This window comes from Campylobacter concisus (assembly GCF_002912425.1).
Lineage (GTDB): Bacteria > Campylobacterota > Campylobacteria > Campylobacterales > Campylobacteraceae > Campylobacter_A > Campylobacter_A concisus_AH.
Genome location: NZ_POYR01000188.1, coordinates 1 through 1,180, shown reverse-complemented (window position 1 = coordinate 1,180; position 1,180 = coordinate 1). Strand labels below are relative to the sequence as shown.

Annotated in this window: 1 protein-coding gene; it reads left to right on the top strand. The window is 34.0% G+C overall.

The window, feature by feature from the left end:
- On the top strand, positions 1–1,026 hold a 1,026-nt coding region (locus CYP84_RS10055; protein WP_103637442.1), incomplete at its 5' end, for a glycosyltransferase family 4 protein.
- Positions 1,027–1,180: the final 154 nt, after the last annotated feature.

Sequence of the window (1,180 nt, the reverse complement as noted above, 5' to 3'; positions counted from 1 at the left end):
TTTTACTACTCAGTTGCAAAAGAGCTTATCAAAGAACACGAGGTGATCATTTGTACTGGTAGAGGTAAATTTATACCAGCGTTTTTAAAAGATAGTGGAATTGATCTAAAGATGTTTGGCTTTTGCCCTAGGGAAAAAGTCATAAAAATAGGCAATAGATTTAGAAAATTTATTGAAAGAGTTAGTTTTTATTTTAATGCCAGAAAATTTTTAGAGTCTGAAAAATTTGATATTTTAGTTGTGCATAAACCATTTGATTTTTTTGTTGCATGGGCTTTAAAGAGGCATGATAAGAATTTAAAAGCAGTCTTTGTAAGCGGTGGCGAGGATTTTTATTTTTTTGATAAATTTTTTATCAAATTTATAGATAAGATCATTAGTGTTAGCGACGCAAATGCAGAGATTTTAAGAGAAAGATATGGTAGAGAGGTTAAAGTCGTTTATAATGGCGTAGATAAAGAGAAGTTTTGTCCAGATGCATCACTAAAAGAGAAGACAAGAGAGAAATTTGGTGTAAAAAGTGATGAAATTTTGATAGGAAGCGTTGGCAGAGTAGTTGGCTGGAAAGGCTTTGGCATGATGGTAAAAAATATAAATAAGATCAAAAACGCTAAATTTATGCTGGTTGGCGATGGTGAAAATTTACAAAGTCTAAAAGAGATAGCAGCTAAGCTTAACTTGGAGCAAAAGGTCATTTTTGTTGGCGCTATCGGGCATGATGAGCTAAATGAGTACTATAACGCTTGCGATGTTTATTTGCAACCAAGTATAGGGCATGAGGCTTTTGGCATAACTGTCATTGAGGCGTTAGCAGCTAATAAGCCTTGCGTAGTTAGCATAAATGGCGGCATGAAAGAGATCATAAAAGACGGAGTAAATGGGTATAAATTTAAAATTTCTGATGAAAGCGACATGATAGAAAAGATAAATTTAACACTAGAAAATATAGAAAATTTAAGGCCAAGAGATAGCATAAAAGGCATGTATGAGTGGTCAAAATTTGCACAGGAGCTAGTTGAGGTATGAAAAAGGTAGCATATATTAGTAACTTTTACACTATACCCCCACTAAAGGGTGCCGCTGTTCAGACCTGGACAAATGAAGTAGCAAAGAGACTTTGGTTCTATGAGCCACACACTATTTGCATAGATGATGAATTTTTACCATTAAAAGAATATAG